Source organism: Isoptericola croceus (assembly GCF_029382255.1).
Classification (GTDB): domain Bacteria; phylum Actinomycetota; class Actinomycetes; order Actinomycetales; family Cellulomonadaceae; genus Isoptericola; species Isoptericola croceus.
The window spans coordinates 1-252 of the sequence record NZ_JARLLG010000551.1 but is presented as its reverse complement, the minus strand read 5'-3'; the positions used below and the strand labels follow the sequence as shown (position 1 = coordinate 252).

The 252-nt window shown below is 38.9% G+C and carries 1 protein-coding gene; it reads right to left on the bottom strand.

The window, feature by feature from the left end; translation table 11 throughout:
* Positions 1-184 (bottom strand): hypothetical protein (locus PZC42_RS23585; RefSeq protein WP_368860300.1); only part of this gene is annotated, 184 nt, incomplete at its 3' end.
* Positions 185-252: the final 68 nt, after the last annotated feature.

Genomic DNA, 252 nt, shown 5'->3' with positions numbered 1-252 from the left:
GTTCCTCTGAAATAGCAGCAATTTTGTCATTTGGGGTGACTTCAATACATAATTTACCCATCCGGACGACAGGACATGACTTTTTGCATTCTTGTCGACACCTTTTGGGTTTACATTTATCAGAATTGACTATTGCAATTCTTGTTAGTTTGTCAGCCTCTTCGGTCCCTTTCCCTCTTGGCATTTCTTTGTTTTACAGGTATCAGGTACTCAAATTCAGAAGGTAACAAATGTTTGAACCTTACAACCTGA